Raw genomic sequence first — 14746 nt, forward strand, 5'->3', positions numbered from 1 at the left:
AGGCGCTATCCGATCAGCCGTGCCACAACACCGGGCAGGTCCGCGAAATCGTCAATGATCGCGTCGGCCTGCAACGCCAGCACCGTTTCTCTGCCCTGCCCGAAGCTGACCAGCACCGATGGCACGCCCGCATTGCGCGCCGTGTCGCGATCGGTGACCGTATCGCCCACCAGCAAGGATCGCGCGGGGTCGCCACCTGCGCGCAAAACCGCCTCGATATGATGCGCGGGGTCAGGTTTGCGCACTTTGAGCGTATCGGCCCCGATCAGCGATGCGAAATGGTCGCGCACGCCCAGACTGCGCATCAGCGCCTCGGCCAGGGCGGCGGGTTTATTGGTGGCGATGCCGACGGCGTAACCGCTGGATTTCAGGGCCATCACCGCCTCCATCGCGCCGGGATACAGCACAGTATGGATGTCGATGGCCTGGGTATAAGCCTCTAGCAGCAGGGGATATTGGCGATCCACCTCGTCTTCGTCGATGCCTTGCAGCCGCGAAAACCCCAGCCGCAGCATGGCCCGCCCACCGCAAAGGGCGGTCGCGGCATCGGTCGCGGGGTCAAGCATGTCACCCAGTCCCAGATCGCGGAAACAGGTATTGGCGGCGGCGATCAGGTCGCCGCTGGTATCGGCAAGCGTGCCGTCGAGGTCGAAAATCACACTGCGCATGGGCGGCCTTTCGTGCTGCGGTGCCGCCATCTGTAACGCGCTGTAAACTGATGTGAAGCCCCTGCCCTTGTGATAATCGAAAAGGCCAGTAGAACGCAGGCAACAATGAATGGGGCAAAGATGGCAAACGCAGTGATTATTCTTGGCGCGGGGCTTGGCACGCGGATGAATTCGGACCTGCCCAAGGTGCTGCACCCGATCGCGGGCGCGCCGATGCTGGTGCATGCGATGCAGGCCGCGATGGTGCTGGACCCCCTGCGCTGCGTGGTTGTGGCGGGGTATGAGGCCGCACAGGTCGAAAAGGCCGCGTTGGCCCATGATCCCGATGTGACGGTCGTGGTGCAGGGTGAACAGCTGGGCACGGGCCATGCGGTGGCGCAGGCGCAGGCAGCGCTGGCGGATTTCGACGGCGATGCGCTGGTGCTTTATGGCGACACGCCCTTCATCCGCCCCGATACGCTGGAAGCGATGATCGAGGCGCGCCAGAGTCATGACATCGTCGTGCTGGGCTTCGAGGCGGAAGAGCCGGGGCGCTATGGCCGCTTGATCGTGAAAGATGGCCAGCTGGACCGGATCGTCGAATACAAAGACGCGAGTGAGGATGAACGCGCCGTGACCCTGTGCAATTCGGGTGTCATCGCCGCCGATTGTGCCACGCTGTTCGATCTGGTCGCCGCTATCGGCAATGACAATGCGGCGGGCGAATATTACCTGACCGATATCATCGCCATCGCGCGGGCGCGCGGATTGACCGCTACCGTGGTCGAATGCGCCGAGGCGGAAACGCTTGGCATCAATTCGCGGTTTGAACTCGCACAGGCAGAGGCCGTTTTCCAAAACGCAGCCCGGATGACAGCGCTTGACGATGGCGTCACGCTCGTGGCCCCCGAAACCGTCTATTTCGCCTATGACACCGTGATCGGGCGTGATGCGGTGATTGAACCCAATGTGGTCTTTGGCCCCGGTGTAACGGTCGAATCCGGTGCCATGATCCGCGCCTTTTCGCATCTCGAAGGGTGCCATGTATCGCGCGGGGCCATCGTCGGCCCCTATGCCCGCCTGCGCCCCGGTGCGGAACTGGCCGAAAACACCCGCATCGGCAATTTCGTCGAGGTCAAGAATGCCGTGATTGCCGAAGGGGCCAAGGTCAACCACCTATCCTATATCGGCGATGCCGAGATCGGGCCGCGCAGCAATATCGGCGCGGGCACGATCACCTGCAATTATGACGGGGTCTCCAAGCATCAGACCAGCATTGGCGCGGATGTCTTCATCGGATCGAACACAATGCTCGTTGCCCCCGTCAATGTGGGCGACGCGGCGATGACCGCCAGCGGATCGGTCATCACCCGCGATGTGCCGCCGGGCGATCTGGCGGTGGCACGCGCGCGGCAGGACAATAAGGCAGGATTTGCCCTGCGGCTGTTCGAAAAGCTGCGCGCGCAAAAGACGAAGGGTCAGTAAGATGTGCGGTATTGTTGGCGTTCTGGGCAATCATGAAGCCGCCCCCCTGCTGGTCGAGGCGCTGAAGCGGCTGGAATATCGCGGCTATGACAGCGCGGGCATCGCCACAATCAACGGCGCAACGCTGGACCGCCGCCGGGCCGTGGGCAAGCTGGTGAACTTGTCCGATCTGCTGGTCCATGACCCGCTGGCGGGCAAGGCGGGCATCGGCCATACCCGCTGGGCCACCCATGGCGCGCCGAACGCAGGCAATGCGCATCCGCATAAATCGGGCGCTGTCGCGGTCGTGCATAACGGGATCATCGAGAATTTCCGCGAACTCCGCGCCGATCTGGCCGCCCATGGCATCGCGCATGAAACCGATACCGATACCGAAACCGTGGCCTTGCTGGCCAATCATTATATCAGCGAGGGTCTGTCGCCCGCCGATGCCGCCAAGGCCACCATCGCGCGGCTGCACGGGGCCTATGCTTTGTGTTTCCTGTTCGAAGGCCATGACGATCTGCTGATCGCCGCGCGCAAAGGATCGCCGCTTGCCATCGGGCATGGTGATGGCGAGATGTTCGTGGGATCAGATGCCATTGCGCTGGCACCGATGACCGACCGGATCACCTATCTCGAAGAAGGCGATTTTGCCATCGTCACGCGCGCCAGCCTGGAAATCCGCGATGCGGCGGGCAAGCTTGCCAATCGTGACCTGCGCCAGATCCATATCGACGCGGCACAGGTGGACAAGGGCGGCTATAAGCATTTCATGGCCAAGGAAATCGCCGAACAGCCACAAGTGCTGCAAGGCGCGTTGAACCATTACATCAACGCCGATGCGACCGCCATGACCCTGCCCCAAGGCTTGGATTTCACCGCCGTGAACCGGCTGACCATGGTCGCCTGCGGCACGGCCTTTTACGCCTGTATGGTGGCGAAATATTGGTTCGAGCAGCTGGCGGGCCTGCCGGTCGAGGTCGATGTCGCCTCCGAATTCCGCTATCGCGAACCGCCGGTGACGGATGGCACCATGGCGATCTTTGTCAGCCAATCGGGGGAAACGGCGGATACGCTTGCCGCGCTGCGCTATATGGCGGGCAAGGCGATGCAAATCGTCTCGGTCGTCAATGTCCCCGAAAGCAGCATCGCGCGCGAAAGCGATGTCGCGCTGCCGATCCTTGCGGGGGTGGAAATCGGCGTCGCCTCGACCAAGGCGTTCACCTGCCAGCTGACGACGCTGGCCACGCTGGTGCTGCATGCCGCGCGTCAGCGGGGCCGGATCGACGATGCCGCCCTTGCGGATAAACTGGCCGCTTTGCGTGCCTTGCCGGGGTTGATGAATACCGCGCTTGGGATCGAGGATCGCACCGTCGCACTGTCCCGCGATCTGGCCGAGGCGCGCGATATCCTGTTTCTGGGGCGCGGGGCGATGTATCCGCTTGCGCTGGAAGGCGCGTTAAAACTGAAAGAAATCAGTTATATACATGCCGAAGCTTATGCATCGGGAGAGTTGAAACACGGCCCCATCGCGCTGGTCGATCCGCATGTGCCGGTGATCGTCATGGCGCCGCGCGACAGCCTGTTCGAAAAGACCGTGTCGAATATGCAAGAAGTCATGGCGCGCGGCGGCAAGGTCTTGTTGATCACCGACAGCCAAGGCGCGGCAGAGGCAGGCGACGGCGTCTGGCAGGTGCTGTTGATGCCCAGCATCGACCCTTTCCTTGCGCCGATCCTTTATGCGCTGCCTGCGCAGCTGCTGGCCTATCACACGGCCATCGCCAAGGGGACGGATGTGGACCAACCGCGCAACCTTGCGAAATCGGTGACAGTGGAATGACAAAGACTGATCTTGGAACAGGCGCAAAGACGGGCATGACAGTGGACGACGCATTGGCCGCCCTTGGCAGTGACCCTGACAAAGCCGCCGAAATGGCGCGGCATCACAAGGTGGGCCGCGCCTATCTGGGCGTGACCACTCCCGCGATCGAGGCTGTCGCCAAAACCTGGCGCGAGACACTGGATCTGGATGCGCGGCTGGCGCTGGCGGCTGACTTATGGGCCAGCGATGTGCATGAAGGCCGGATCGCGGCGGCGAGACTGCTCACGCAAGCGCGGATCAGGCCCGATGACAGCGCCGCATGGGACATGATCACCGCGTGGGTGCCTGCATGTGACGGGGCGGCGATTGCCGAACAGGTCGCCATCGCGGGCCAGAAACGGCTGGTGGCAGAGCCTGCCCGGTTTGATGCGCTGGCCGATTGGGTCACAGCGGATCATCTATGGACACGCGCCGCGGTGCTGGCCTTTACCCTGCCCTGGACCAAGCAGAACAACCCCAAACCCGCCGATCTGGCGCTGCGCGACAGGGCGCTGGATTGGGCGGGCAGATTGGCCGGTGATCCGCATAAGGTGATCCAGACCGCGCTGGTGGATTGGCTGGCCAGCCTTGCCAAACATGACCCCGCCATCGCGCAGGCCTTTGTTGACCGGTACGGGGCGGCGATGAAACCCTATGCGCTGAAATCCGCACGCCACAGGCTGGGCTGATCAGGTGTCGCCCCGCCACCTGCGCAAAGCGCCGGATCACGCTTGCGCAAGGCGTCGCCCATCTTTAGCGTGGCGCGCATGATGACACCATTGATCGACCCATTCGCCCGCGCCATTTCTTATCTGCGGGTTTCTGTGACGGACCGCTGCGATTTTCGCTGCGTCTATTGCATGTCCGAGAACATGACCTTTTTGCCCAAAAAGGACCTGCTGACGCTGGAAGAGCTGGACCGGCTCTGTTCGGCCTTTGTGCGGCTGGGTGTGAAAAAGCTGCGCATCACCGGTGGTGAACCGCTGGTCCGGCGCGATATCTTGACATTTTTCAACGCCATGGGCCGGCATCTAGACAGCGGTGCGTTGCAGGAACTGACGCTGACCACCAATGGCAGCCAGCTGGAAAAATACGCCACAGACCTTTATGCCGCCGGTGTGCGGCGGATCAATGTCTCGCTCGATACGCTGGACGAGGCGAAATTCGCGCAGATCACCCGCTGGGGGAAATTGCCCCAGGTCCTGCGCGGGATCGACGCGGCCCAGGCGGCGGGGCTGCGGGTCAAGATCAACACCGTGGCGCTGAAAGGCTTTAACGAGGACGAACTTTTCACCCTGACCGATTGGTGCGCCAGCCGCGACATGGACCTGACCTTTATCGAGGTCATGCCGATGGGCGATATCGGCAATGAGGACCGGATCGGCCAATATTGGTCGCTGAACGATCTGCGCGCGCGGCTGGCGGAACGCGGCACGCTGACCGATCTGCCCGACCGCACCGGCGGCCCTGCCCGTTACCTGCGCGTGGATGCCACCGGCCAGAAGATCGGGCTGATCACGCCGCTGAGCCATAATTTCTGCGAAAGCTGCAACCGTGTGCGGATCACCTGCACCGGCGAGATCTATACCTGTCTGGGCCAGGAAGGCCATTCCGACCTGCGCGCGCCGCTGCGCGGATCAGAGGCGGATCTGGATCTCGAAAATGCGATCAGGGCCGCGATCGCGCTGAAACCCAAGGGCCATGATTTCGATTATTCGCGCCAAAAGGTCGATGGCCAGGTCAGCCGCCATATGAGCCATACCGGCGGCTGACCCACAGGCCGCCCAGATCAGACCGCCCAGATCAGGCCGCAGTGATCAGACGGGTGGCGATGGCTGCGGTTTGGTGGCGATGAAATCGATCAGCGCGGCAGGGCCGACATGGCCACTGCCCGCCTGCTGGTCGCGTTCATAGGCGGCGCAACGCGCGATATGCCAGCCTGCAAAGGCCGTGCGCAGCATATCCTCGGTATACATGTTTTCCACGAAGGGCGGCCCACCCGTGCCGCGCCCGACCTGTTCGGGGCGGTAGCCATGCAGCACCAGCCGCCCGCCGGGGCGCAGGGCGCGGGCCATATCGGCGAATTGACGCGCGCGCAGATCGGGATCGGCGAATTGGATAAAGATCCCGGCGATCATGTCGAAAGGCTGCGACCAATCCCAATCATCCCAGCCCGCAACATGGGTCTGCACCGCGACACCGGCCTGCTGCGCCAGCGCTTGCGCGCGCGACACGGCGGTGGGCGACAGATCAAAAGCGGTCACATCCATCCCCAGCTTGGCCAGATGCACCGCATTGCGCCCCTCGCCATCGGCCACGCACAGCACGCGCTGTCCGGGCAGGGCCAGCCAGGGATTATCCGCCAGCACCGCCGCAGGGGCAGTGCCGAACAGGTAATCATCGCTGGCGCTGTAACGGTCTTCCCACATCAGGCGGCGGGCATGCGTTGTTCGACGATCCCCGCCCACCAGGAACAACCGGCCGGGATGACATCATCGTTGAAATTATATTCCGGATGGTGGACCGAGGCCCCGTCCCCATTGCCGACAAGGATATAAGCGCCGGGGCGTTCTTCGAGCATGAAGGCGAAATCCTCGCCGCCCATGATCAAGGGGGCTTCGGCGCAATCGCCCGCGACCGACCGCGCGACCTCGGCTGCGAAATCAGTCTGTTCGGCATGATTGACCATGCAAGGATAGCCCCGGTAATAGGTCACCTCGGCCACAGCACCAAAGGCGCCTGCCGTGCCGGTGCTGATCGCGCGCAGCCGCGCCTCGGCCAGATCGCGCATCTCTTTGGACATGGTGCGCACAGTGCCTTTCATATGCACGCGCTGTGCGATGACATTGAACGCCTTGGAAGAGGATTCAATCGCCGTGACCGAGACCACGACCTGATCGACAGGGTCGGCATTGCGGCTGGCGATGGATTGCAGCGCGGTGATGACATGGGCCGCAACCAGCGTGCTGTCCACGGTTTCCTGCGGCTTGGCGGCATGGCCACCCTTGCCTTCGATCACGATCTCGAACTGGTCGGTGGCGGCGAAAAACGCGCCCGGCCGGATCGCAAAGCTGCCCGCCGGACGGCCCGGCCAGTTGTGCATGCCGTAAACTTCGTCGATCTGCCAGCGGTCCATCATGCCATCGGCGCACATCTCGCGGCCGCCGCCGCCGCCTTCTTCGGCGGGCTGGAAGATCACGACGACCGTGCCGTCGAAATTGCGCGTCTCGGCCAGATATTGCGCCGCCCCCAGCAGCATCGCCGTATGGCCGTCATGGCCGCAAGCATGCATCGCGCCGGGGGTTTTCGACGCATAGGGCAGCCCTGTCGCCTCATGGATCGGCAGCGCATCCATATCGGCGCGCAGGCCGATCACCTTGCCCGATGTCGCCGCCTTGCCCTTGATCACGCCGACAACGCCGGTGCGCCCGATGCCGGTGACGACCTCGTCACAGCCAAAGGCGCGCAGCTTTTCCGCGACCAGCGCCGCGGTGCGGTGGGTCTCGAACAGGATTTCGGGGTTTTCATGCAGATCACGCCGCCATGCGGTGATTTCGGGCAGCAATTCGGCAAACCGGTTCTTGACGGGCATTATCTTCTCCACATGTGTGTCGGCCAGCAGCGCGGCGCGCGGGGGGCGGAATGGCAGCCACTGCCAGCGCAGTCGGCAGCGCCATCTTTCCCCGATTTGCGCCCATGTGCAACGTCGCCCATGCGGTCGCCAATGACAATCTGTCACAAGGCGGGCTGTCACAAGGCGGGATCAGGGCTTCGTGATCGGGGGATGATTGACATAGCTGATAAAAATAATCAGTTATTGTCCGACATCCAAGAGTATCGCGCCATGGCCAAAACCCCATCCCCCTGTATCGACGTCTGCAAATTCCGGCGTGAAGGCCATTGCATCGGCTGTTCGATGACCAAGGCGCAGAAATCCATGTTCAAGGCGCTGAAAAAGCCCGCCCAGAAATCGGCCTTTGTGACCATGCTGATGGCGCAGCAGGCGGTCATGGGCAAATATAGCCATTGGCGGCGCGCCTACGAAAAAAAATGCGCCAAGAAAGGCGCATCTTTTCCCGCAGAGGCCGGTTGATCACGCCAGATGCGCGCGCAGCATCCAGGCAAATTTTTCATGGGTCTGACCGCGCGCGATGCACAGATCCTCGGTCAAGGCATCGCCATGTTCGGCGGCCAGTTCGCCCGCAGCGGCCAGCGTGGCGGCCAGCGTTTCCTCGGCCTGTTGCAGCGTCTTGATCATCATGCGGTCATCGGCCTCACCTTCGAATTCGGCGACCTTGGACCGTTTGATCATGCCGGCCAGCGTGCCTTCGGCATGGCTGTCCAGCGCCCTGATCCGTTCGGCCAGATCGTCCTGACCGGTGAAATGATCCTCATAGATGGTCTGGAACAAAGCATGCAAAGAGCCAAAGGCCATGCCTGTCACGTTCCAGTGGAAATTCTGCGCCAGCATTGTGGTCACCGCGGTTTCGGCAACGCATTGGTTCAGCGCATCGGCGATGGCGGCTTGGGCGGTTGGGCTTAGGTCTGTGGCAGTCTGTGTCATATCAATTCTCCTTTGACGTGTAACCTATGCATTCCGCCCGACAATTCAACCGGACGGCTGCGACATATGGGCGGCTTTGCAGACAAGAAAATGCAGCGCCGAGGCTTTTTCCCGCGACATCCGGCTGAGCAGCGCAAAGCGGTAACGCGCCGCATCGCCCTGACGCACGGCATCGAACAGGTTTTCCAGCCAGATTTCGTCAAAGGACTTTTCGGCGGCCATGGGTTCATGGAACCGCAGGCGTCGCCCCAGCGCCTTGGGCAGGGCAGATAGCAGGTCTTGCATCGGATCGCCCGTGGTCACACCGCTGAGCCGGGCCTTGCGGCCTGCTTTGCGCAGGGCCTGCGGCACCGGGGCTGGGGCTGGGGCTGGGGGCGTCTGGATACGGGCGGCGGATGCGGACATGAATGACCTCCTATTCCCGACAAATATAGTAAGTCAAATCGCATTTGGCAAGCCGGACCCGCGCGCCCGCCTGCCCCCAAATGCAAAAGGCCCGCCGTGATGGCGGGCCTTTTCCTGTCTGGCGGCAAGATCACTCGATCTTGGGCAGCAATTCATCCAGCGACTTTTTCGCATCGCCATAAAACATCCGCGTGTTTTCTTTGTAGAACAGCGGGTTCTCGATCCCGGAATAGCCGGTGCCCTGCCCGCGCTTGGACACGAAAACCTGCTTGGCCTTCCAGCATTCCAGCACCGGCATACCGGCGATGGGGCTGTTGGGGTCGTCTTGGGCTGCGGGGTTCACGATATCGTTGGACCCGATCACGATGGCCACATCGGTGGTGGGGAAATCCTCGTTGATCTCGTCCATTTCCATGACGATATCATAAGGCACCTTCGCCTCGGCCAGCAGCACGTTCATATGGCCCGGCAGACGGCCTGCCACGGGGTGAATGGCAAAACGCACATTCTTACCCTTGGCGCGCAGCTTGCGGGTCAGTTCGGCCACGGTCGCTTGCGCCTGCGCCACCGCCATGCCGTAGCCGGGGATGATGATGATGCTATCAGCCTCGTTCAAAGCCGCCGCGACACCGTCGCTGTCGATGGCGATCTGTTCACCCTCGACCGCCATCTGTTCACCGGCAGGGCCGCCAAAACCGCCCAGGATCACCGACACGAAGCTGCGGTTCATCGCCTTGCACATGATATAGGACAGGATCGCGCCAGAAGACCCGACCAGCGCGCCGACCACGATCAGCAGGTCATTGCCAAGGCTGAACCCGATGGCCGCCGCAGCCCAGCCTGAATAGCTGTTCAGCATCGACACGACGACAGGCATATCCGCCCCGCCGATCCCCATGATCAGATGATAGCCGATGAAAAGCGCCGCCAGCGTCATGATGAACAGCGGCACAAAGCCCCCGGTGCTGAAATACCAGATCAGGCAAAGCACCGAAATTGCGGCAGCCGCCGCATTCAGCATATGCCCGCCCGGCAGTTTCGCAGCGGCGGTATTCACCTTGCCCGCCAGCTTGCCATAGGCGATGACCGATCCGGTAAAGGTGATCGCACCGATGAAGATGCCCAAGAACAGCTCGACCCGCAGGATATTGATCTCGACCGGCGTCTTATAGGCCAGCAGGGCGGCGAAACCGTCAAGGCTGGCGCGGGCGATGGCATCCATCTGCGCCACGCGGCCCAGTTCGAAATGCGCGATGAACCCGACCAGAACGGCGGCCAGACCCACAAGGCTGTGCATCGCCGCGACCAGTTCGGGCATCTGCGTCATCTGCACTTTGGTCGCCAGTTGATAGCCGATGATCCCGCCCGAGCCGATCAGCACCAGCGACAGCAGCCAAAGCCCGGCCCCCGGACCAACCAGCGTGGCGCAGACGGCCAGTGCCATCCCCGCCATGCCATACCAGACCGCGCGTTTCGCGCTTTCCTGTCCCGACAGACCGCCAAGCGACAGGATAAAGAGAATTGCCGCGACGACGTAAGCCGCTGTTGTGAAACCGTATTCCATGTCTCTTGACCCCTTTACGACTTCTGGAACATGGCAAGCATGCGCCGTGTCACCAGAAAGCCGCCGAAAATATTGATGCCGGTCATGAATACCGCCAATGCGGCCAGCCCCACGACAAGCCATGACCCCGACCCGATCTGCGTCAGCGCCCCCAGAATGATGATGCTCGAAATCGCATTGGTCACCGCCATCAGCGGCGTATGCAGGCTATGCGCCACGCCCCAGATGACCTGAAAGCCCACGAAAACCGCCAGCACGAAAACGATGAAATGCTGCATGAAACTGGCAGGCGCCACCAGACCGACGCCCAAAAGCAGCACCGCACCAACCGTCAGCAAGGTCACCTGATTGCGGGTCTGCGCCTTGAAATCTGCGGTTTCCTTGGCGCGCTTTTCCTCGGCGGTCAATTCCTTGGGCTGGTTCTTTTTGGCAACCTGCGCGATGGCATTGATCTTGGGCGGCGGCGGCGGGAATGTGACCGCCCCCTGATGGGTCGCCGTCGCCCCGCGGATCACGTCATCTTCCATATTATGGACCGGCTGGCCATCCTTGGCGGGGGTCAGATCGGTCATCATATGGCGGATATTGGTGGCATAAAGCGTCGAGGCCTGCGCCGCCATCCGGCTGGGGAAATCGGTATAGCCGATGATCGTCACGCCATTATCGGTGACGATCTTTTCATCCTTGACCGTCAGCTTGCAATTGCCGCCGCGTTCAGCGGCAAGGTCGATGATCACCGATCCGGGCTTCATCGCGGCGACCATATCGGGGGTCCACAGTTCCGGCGCATCGCGGCCAGGGATCAGCGCCGTGGTGATGACGATATCCATCTCGGGCGCGATCTCGCGGAATTTGGCCAGCTGGGCCGCCGCGAATTCGGGGCTGGAAACCGAGGCATAGCCTCCGGTTTTGGCGCCATCCTGCTGTTCTTCCTCGAAATCAAGGAAGACGAATTGCGCCCCCATCGATTCGACCTGTTCGGCAACCTCGGGGCGCACGTCAAACGCATAGGTGATCGCACCCAGCGATGTGGCGGTCCCGATCGCGGCCAGACCGGCAACCCCGGCCCCCACGACCAGCACCTTGGCGGGCGGCACTTTGCCAGCGGCGGTGATCTGGCCGGTGAAGAAGCGCCCGAAATTATTGCCCGCCTCGATCACCGCGCGGTAACCCGCGATATTGGCCATCGAGGACAGCGCATCCATCTTTTGCGCGCGGCTGATGCGCGGCACCATATCCATGGCGATCACGGTGGCGCCCTTGGCGTTGGCGGCCTCCATCAGATCCTTGTTCTGCGCCGGATAGAAGAAGGAAATCAGCGTCTGCCCCTCGCGCAGGCGCTTGACCTCGGCCTCTTCGGGGGGGCGGACCTTGGCGATGATATCGGCGGCCTTGTAAAGGGCGGCCGCGGTCTTGACGACCTCGACACCGGCCTCTTTATAGGCCTGATCCGTGAAACCCGCCGCCACGCCCGCGCCGGTTTCGATCACGCAATCATAGCCCAGTTTTTGCAGGTCTTTCGCCGAAGCAGGCGTCATTGCGACGCGGTCTTCGCCAGCAAATATCTCTTTTGGTGTGCCGATTTTCACGGACCATCCCCCATATTTGTGTCAGCAGTCACAGCGGACTTATCCTGCGAAAGATTGTTTCACAAGACAACGGCTGCAAAGTCCTTTCCTGTCGTGCGCTAACAGTCACAGCCAGCGGCGGGTCTTTTCGCAATAGCGCGCAAAATCGGCGCGGAACTTGCGGCGCAGGCGGTCTTCTTCGGGCAGGATGAACCGCTGGGTGATCGTCGCCATGAACAAAGGCACCAAGAGCAGCGCAACAGGCGCATCCCAGCGCAGCGCCAGCCCCGCAAGGATCAAGGCATCGCCCAGATAGATCGGATTGCGGCTGCGTGAAAACACCCCCGTGGTGACCAGCGCATCAGCCTCGCGGTGGGGAATGAACGTGGTCTTGCGGCGGCGCATCTCGGCCAGGGCCAGCAGCATCAGCACCAGACCAGCGCCCACCAGCAGCCCGCCCAGCAGATCCAGCGCCGGATGGCTGATCGCCAATGCCGCCGGTTGCAGCCGGCTGATCTGCCAGGCCATCACCAGCGCCAGCGCCAGCCAGACAGGGGGAAGATCGATCCATTTCATGCCAGGTCTTGTGCCGTGCCGCTTTGCGCTTGTCCATGCCTGCCTTGCAGGTAGCATGGGCGCAAGGATCGGAGGGGCATCATGGAACATGCAGGCAAACACGCGCTGGTCACGGGCGGCGGATCAGGGATCGGCAAAGGCATTGCGCTGGCCCTGGCCGCGGCGGGCGCCGAGGTCACCATCACCGGGCGCAATGGCGACCGGCTGGCGCAGGTCGCAGCCAGCCATCCGCGCCTGCATGTGTTGATCATGGATGTGGATGACGAATCCTCCATCCGCGCGGGCATCGCCGCTGCCGCCGCCGCGCGCGGGCCGGTGCAGATTTGCGTCGCCAATGCGGGCATCGCCCTTGGCGGGCCTTTCGCGCAAACCTCGCTGGCGGCCTGGCGGCAGACGATGACCACCAATCTGGACGGCGTGTTCCTGACCTTTCAGGCGGCGCTGGAAACCCTGCCCGCCGACCTGCCCGCGCGAATGATCGTCGTCAGCTCTATCGCCGGTCTGCGGGGGCTGAAAAACGCGGTGCCCTATACGGTCAGCAAACATGGCGTGATCGGCTTGATCCGTGGCTTGTCCGAAGAATATATGCGCCGCCCCATCACCTTTAACGCGCTTTGTCCGGGCTATGTGGACACGGCCATCGTGCGCAACCAATTGCCCGGCCTGATGCAACGCTTTGATCTGGATGAGGCCGGTGCCGTGGAGCTGATCGCCAAGGGCAACCGGCACCGCCGCCTGCTGGAGGTGGATGAAACCACCGCCGCCGCGCTCTGGCTCTGTTCGGATGGCGCGCGCAGCGTGAACGGGCAGACGATCCAGATTTCAGGAGGCCAGGTATGACCAAGACCATGATCCGCGACTTTTCCCAGACCAAGGCGATGTTCCAGATGCCCGCCGACATGATCTATCTGGACGGCAATTCTCTTGGCCCGCTACCGCGCGCCGCCGCCGCAAGAATCGCTGATTGCGTGACCCGCGAATGGGGCGAAATGGTCATCACCGGCTGGAACCGCGCAGGCTGGATGGCGCAGCCCACGACCTATGCCGACCGGATCGGGCGGCTGATCGGGGCGGAGCCGGGGCATATCGTTCTGGGCGATACGCTCTCGGTCAAGGTCTATCAGGCGCTGGCCGCCGCCCTTGACCTGGTGCCCGACCGGCGGGTGATCCTGACCGATAGCGGCAATTTCCCCTCCGATATCTACATGGCCGAAGGGCTGATCCGGTCACTGGACCGCGGCTATGAATTGCGCGTGGTCGCCCCCGAGGATGTCGCCGATCACATCGACAGCGATCTGGCCGTGCTGATGCTGACGCAGGTCGATTACCGCACCGGGCGGATGCATGACATGGCGGCGCTGACGCAAAAGGCGCATGATGCCGGGGCCATCGCGATCTGGGATCTGGCGCATTCCGCAGGTGCCCTGCCCGTGGATGTAGCAGGCTGCGGTGCCGATTTCGCGGTGGGTTGCACCTATAAATACCTCAACGGCGGACCGGGCGCGCCCGCCTTCATCTATGTGGCCCCCCGCCATATCGCCCGCTGCCAACCTGCGCTGTCGGGCTGGCTCGGCCATGCCGCGCCTTTCGCGTTTGAACCCGGCTACCGCCCCGGCACCGGGATCGAACGGATGCGCGTCGGCACGCCGCCGGTGCTGCAACTCGCCGCCCTTGATGCCGCGCTCAATATCTGGGACCAGGTTGATCTGCATGACATCCGTGCAGCCTCTGTCGCGCTGACAGACCAATTCATCGCAGGGATAGAGGCCAGCTGCCCGATGCTGATACTGGCCAGCCCCCGCGATCCCGCAGCGCGCGGGTCACAGGTCTCGTTCCGTTTCGCCGATGGCTATGCCGCGATGCAGGCCTGTATCGCGCAAGGCGTGGTCGGCGATTTCCGCGCCCCCGATATCATGCGCTTTGGCTTCACGCCGCTGTTCATCGACGCAGGCGATGTGGCCCGCGCGGTGGCGATCATCGCCAAAGTGATGAATGACCGGCTCTGGGACAGGGCGGAATTCCAACAAAAGGCGGCCGTGACGTGACACCCTCTTCCGAGTAAAAATATCCCCGCCGGAGGCACCGAGGCCCGCA

Annotated in this window: 15 protein-coding genes; 7 read left to right on the plus strand and 8 right to left on the minus strand. The window is 62.6% G+C overall.

Annotated elements, in window-relative coordinates:
• Nucleotides 1-5: 5 nt before the first annotated feature.
• Nucleotides 6-668 (minus strand): HAD-IA family hydrolase, encoded by a 663-nt coding sequence (locus tag LOKVESSMR4R_RS09025; RefSeq protein WP_087207690.1) that lies wholly within the window; start codon nt 666-668, stop codon nt 6-8.
• Nucleotides 669-788: 120 nt separating this feature from the next.
• Here LOKVESSMR4R_RS09025 and glmU point away from each other — a divergent pair, with 120 nt between their 5' ends.
• The 4 genes from glmU (at nt 789) to moaA (ending at nt 5747) form a co-directional block, all read left to right on the plus strand.
• Nucleotides 789-2132, plus strand: coding sequence for a bifunctional UDP-N-acetylglucosamine diphosphorylase/glucosamine-1-phosphate N-acetyltransferase GlmU (glmU, locus tag LOKVESSMR4R_RS09030; protein ID WP_087212914.1), 1344 nt, complete (start codon nt 789-791; stop codon nt 2130-2132).
• 1 nt (nt 2133) lies between these two features.
• A complete protein-coding gene (gene glmS, locus LOKVESSMR4R_RS09035; protein ID WP_087207692.1) occupies nt 2134-3954 on the plus strand; it encodes a glutamine--fructose-6-phosphate transaminase (isomerizing) in 1821 nt (606 codons plus the stop codon).
• A gap of 35 nt (nt 3955-3989) precedes the next feature.
• Nucleotides 3990-4664 (plus strand): DNA alkylation repair protein, encoded by a 675-nt coding sequence (locus tag LOKVESSMR4R_RS09040; protein WP_087212916.1) that lies wholly within the window; start codon nt 3990-3992, stop codon nt 4662-4664.
• A gap of 78 nt (nt 4665-4742) precedes the next feature.
• The gene (gene moaA / locus LOKVESSMR4R_RS09045; RefSeq protein WP_087207694.1) at nt 4743-5747 is read left to right on the plus strand and encodes a GTP 3',8-cyclase MoaA; all 1005 of its coding nucleotides are present in this window, start codon (nt 4743-4745) and stop codon (nt 5745-5747) included.
• A gap of 45 nt (nt 5748-5792) precedes the next feature.
• Here the strand turns inward: moaA and LOKVESSMR4R_RS09050 are convergent, their stop codons facing one another.
• Both LOKVESSMR4R_RS09050 and LOKVESSMR4R_RS09055 read right to left on the minus strand, forming a co-directional pair.
• Complete coding sequence (locus tag LOKVESSMR4R_RS09050) at nt 5793-6404, minus strand: SAM-dependent methyltransferase (RefSeq protein ID WP_087207696.1); 612 nt, start codon at nt 6402-6404, stop codon at nt 5793-5795.
• Entirely contained in the window at nt 6404-7567 is a 1164-nt protein-coding gene (locus tag LOKVESSMR4R_RS09055) for a M20 aminoacylase family protein (protein ID WP_087207698.1), read from the minus strand. The genes LOKVESSMR4R_RS09050 and LOKVESSMR4R_RS09055 overlap by 1 nt, the downstream gene beginning before the upstream one ends.
• A 252-nt stretch (nt 7568-7819) precedes the next feature.
• On the opposite strand from LOKVESSMR4R_RS09055, the gene LOKVESSMR4R_RS09060 reads away from it, so the two are divergent.
• Nucleotides 7820-8068: a DUF1289 domain-containing protein gene (locus LOKVESSMR4R_RS09060; RefSeq protein ID WP_087207699.1), complete on the plus strand. Its 249-nt coding sequence runs from the start codon at nt 7820-7822 to the stop codon at nt 8066-8068.
• Here LOKVESSMR4R_RS09060 and LOKVESSMR4R_RS09065 read toward each other — a convergent pair whose 3' ends face one another.
• The 5 genes from LOKVESSMR4R_RS09065 to LOKVESSMR4R_RS09085 all read right to left on the minus strand — a co-directional run bounded on the left by LOKVESSMR4R_RS09065 (nt 8069) and on the right by LOKVESSMR4R_RS09085 (nt 12652).
• Nucleotides 8069-8539 carry a Dps family protein gene (locus LOKVESSMR4R_RS09065; protein ID WP_087207700.1) on the minus strand — a complete coding sequence of 157 codons (471 nt, stop codon included), beginning with the start codon at nt 8537-8539 and terminating at the stop codon, nt 8069-8071. It abuts the gene before it with no gap.
• A 45-nt stretch (nt 8540-8584) separates the two neighbouring features.
• Entirely contained in the window at nt 8585-8944 is a 360-nt protein-coding gene (locus tag LOKVESSMR4R_RS09070) for a hypothetical protein (RefSeq protein ID WP_087207702.1), read from the minus strand.
• Between the two features lie 130 nt (nt 8945-9074).
• Nucleotides 9075-10508, minus strand: coding sequence for an NAD(P)(+) transhydrogenase (Re/Si-specific) subunit beta (locus tag LOKVESSMR4R_RS09075; protein WP_087207704.1), 1434 nt, complete (start codon nt 10506-10508; stop codon nt 9075-9077).
• 14 nt (nt 10509-10522) lie between these two features.
• Nucleotides 10523-12097 carry a Re/Si-specific NAD(P)(+) transhydrogenase subunit alpha gene (locus tag LOKVESSMR4R_RS09080; protein WP_087207706.1) on the minus strand — a complete coding sequence of 525 codons (1575 nt, stop codon included), beginning with the start codon at nt 12095-12097 and terminating at the stop codon, nt 10523-10525.
• Nucleotides 12098-12202: 105 nt separating this feature from the next.
• Nucleotides 12203-12652 (minus strand): methyltransferase family protein, encoded by a 450-nt coding sequence (locus LOKVESSMR4R_RS09085; RefSeq protein ID WP_087207708.1) that lies wholly within the window; start codon nt 12650-12652, stop codon nt 12203-12205.
• 81 nt (nt 12653-12733) lie between these two features.
• Between LOKVESSMR4R_RS09085 and LOKVESSMR4R_RS09090 the strand changes: the two genes are divergently transcribed.
• Both LOKVESSMR4R_RS09090 and kynU read left to right on the plus strand, forming a co-directional pair.
• Nucleotides 12734-13492, plus strand: coding sequence for an SDR family NAD(P)-dependent oxidoreductase (locus tag LOKVESSMR4R_RS09090; protein WP_087207710.1), 759 nt, complete (start codon nt 12734-12736; stop codon nt 13490-13492).
• Nucleotides 13489-14697 (plus strand): kynureninase, encoded by a 1209-nt coding sequence (gene kynU / locus LOKVESSMR4R_RS09095; protein WP_204248748.1) that lies wholly within the window; start codon nt 13489-13491, stop codon nt 14695-14697. Before LOKVESSMR4R_RS09090 ends, kynU begins: the two co-directional genes overlap by 4 nt.
• Nucleotides 14698-14746: the final 49 nt, after the last annotated feature.

The organism is Yoonia vestfoldensis (assembly GCF_002158905.1).
In the GTDB taxonomy this organism is placed as follows: domain Bacteria; phylum Pseudomonadota; class Alphaproteobacteria; order Rhodobacterales; family Rhodobacteraceae; genus Yoonia; species Yoonia vestfoldensis_B.

Bases quoted from the DNA above. Each gene is read 5' to 3' on its own strand.
- LOKVESSMR4R_RS09025 (WP_087207690.1), bottom strand. From the start codon at position 668: ATGCGCAGTGTGATTTTCGACCTCGACGGCACGCTTGCCGATACCAGC.
- glmU (WP_087212914.1), top strand. From the start codon at position 789: ATGGCAAACGCAGTGATTATTCTTGGCGCGGGGCTTGGCACGCGGATG.
- glmS (WP_087207692.1), top strand. From the start codon at position 2,134: ATGTGCGGTATTGTTGGCGTTCTGGGCAATCATGAAGCCGCCCCCCTG.
- LOKVESSMR4R_RS09040 (WP_087212916.1), top strand. From the start codon at position 3,990: ATGACAGTGGACGACGCATTGGCCGCCCTTGGCAGTGACCCTGACAAA.
- moaA (WP_087207694.1), top strand. From the start codon at position 4,743: ATGATGACACCATTGATCGACCCATTCGCCCGCGCCATTTCTTATCTG.
- LOKVESSMR4R_RS09050 (WP_087207696.1), bottom strand. From the start codon at position 6,404: ATGTGGGAAGACCGTTACAGCGCCAGCGATGATTACCTGTTCGGCACT.
- LOKVESSMR4R_RS09055 (WP_087207698.1), bottom strand. From the start codon at position 7,567: ATGCCCGTCAAGAACCGGTTTGCCGAATTGCTGCCCGAAATCACCGCA.
- LOKVESSMR4R_RS09060 (WP_087207699.1), top strand. From the start codon at position 7,820: ATGGCCAAAACCCCATCCCCCTGTATCGACGTCTGCAAATTCCGGCGT.
- LOKVESSMR4R_RS09065 (WP_087207700.1), bottom strand. From the start codon at position 8,539: ATGACACAGACTGCCACAGACCTAAGCCCAACCGCCCAAGCCGCCATC.
- LOKVESSMR4R_RS09070 (WP_087207702.1), bottom strand. From the start codon at position 8,944: ATGTCCGCATCCGCCGCCCGTATCCAGACGCCCCCAGCCCCAGCCCCA.
- LOKVESSMR4R_RS09075 (WP_087207704.1), bottom strand. From the start codon at position 10,508: ATGGAATACGGTTTCACAACAGCGGCTTACGTCGTCGCGGCAATTCTC.
- LOKVESSMR4R_RS09085 (WP_087207708.1), bottom strand. From the start codon at position 12,652: ATGAAATGGATCGATCTTCCCCCTGTCTGGCTGGCGCTGGCGCTGGTG.
- LOKVESSMR4R_RS09090 (WP_087207710.1), top strand. From the start codon at position 12,734: ATGGAACATGCAGGCAAACACGCGCTGGTCACGGGCGGCGGATCAGGG.
- kynU (WP_204248748.1), top strand. From the start codon at position 13,489: ATGACCAAGACCATGATCCGCGACTTTTCCCAGACCAAGGCGATGTTC.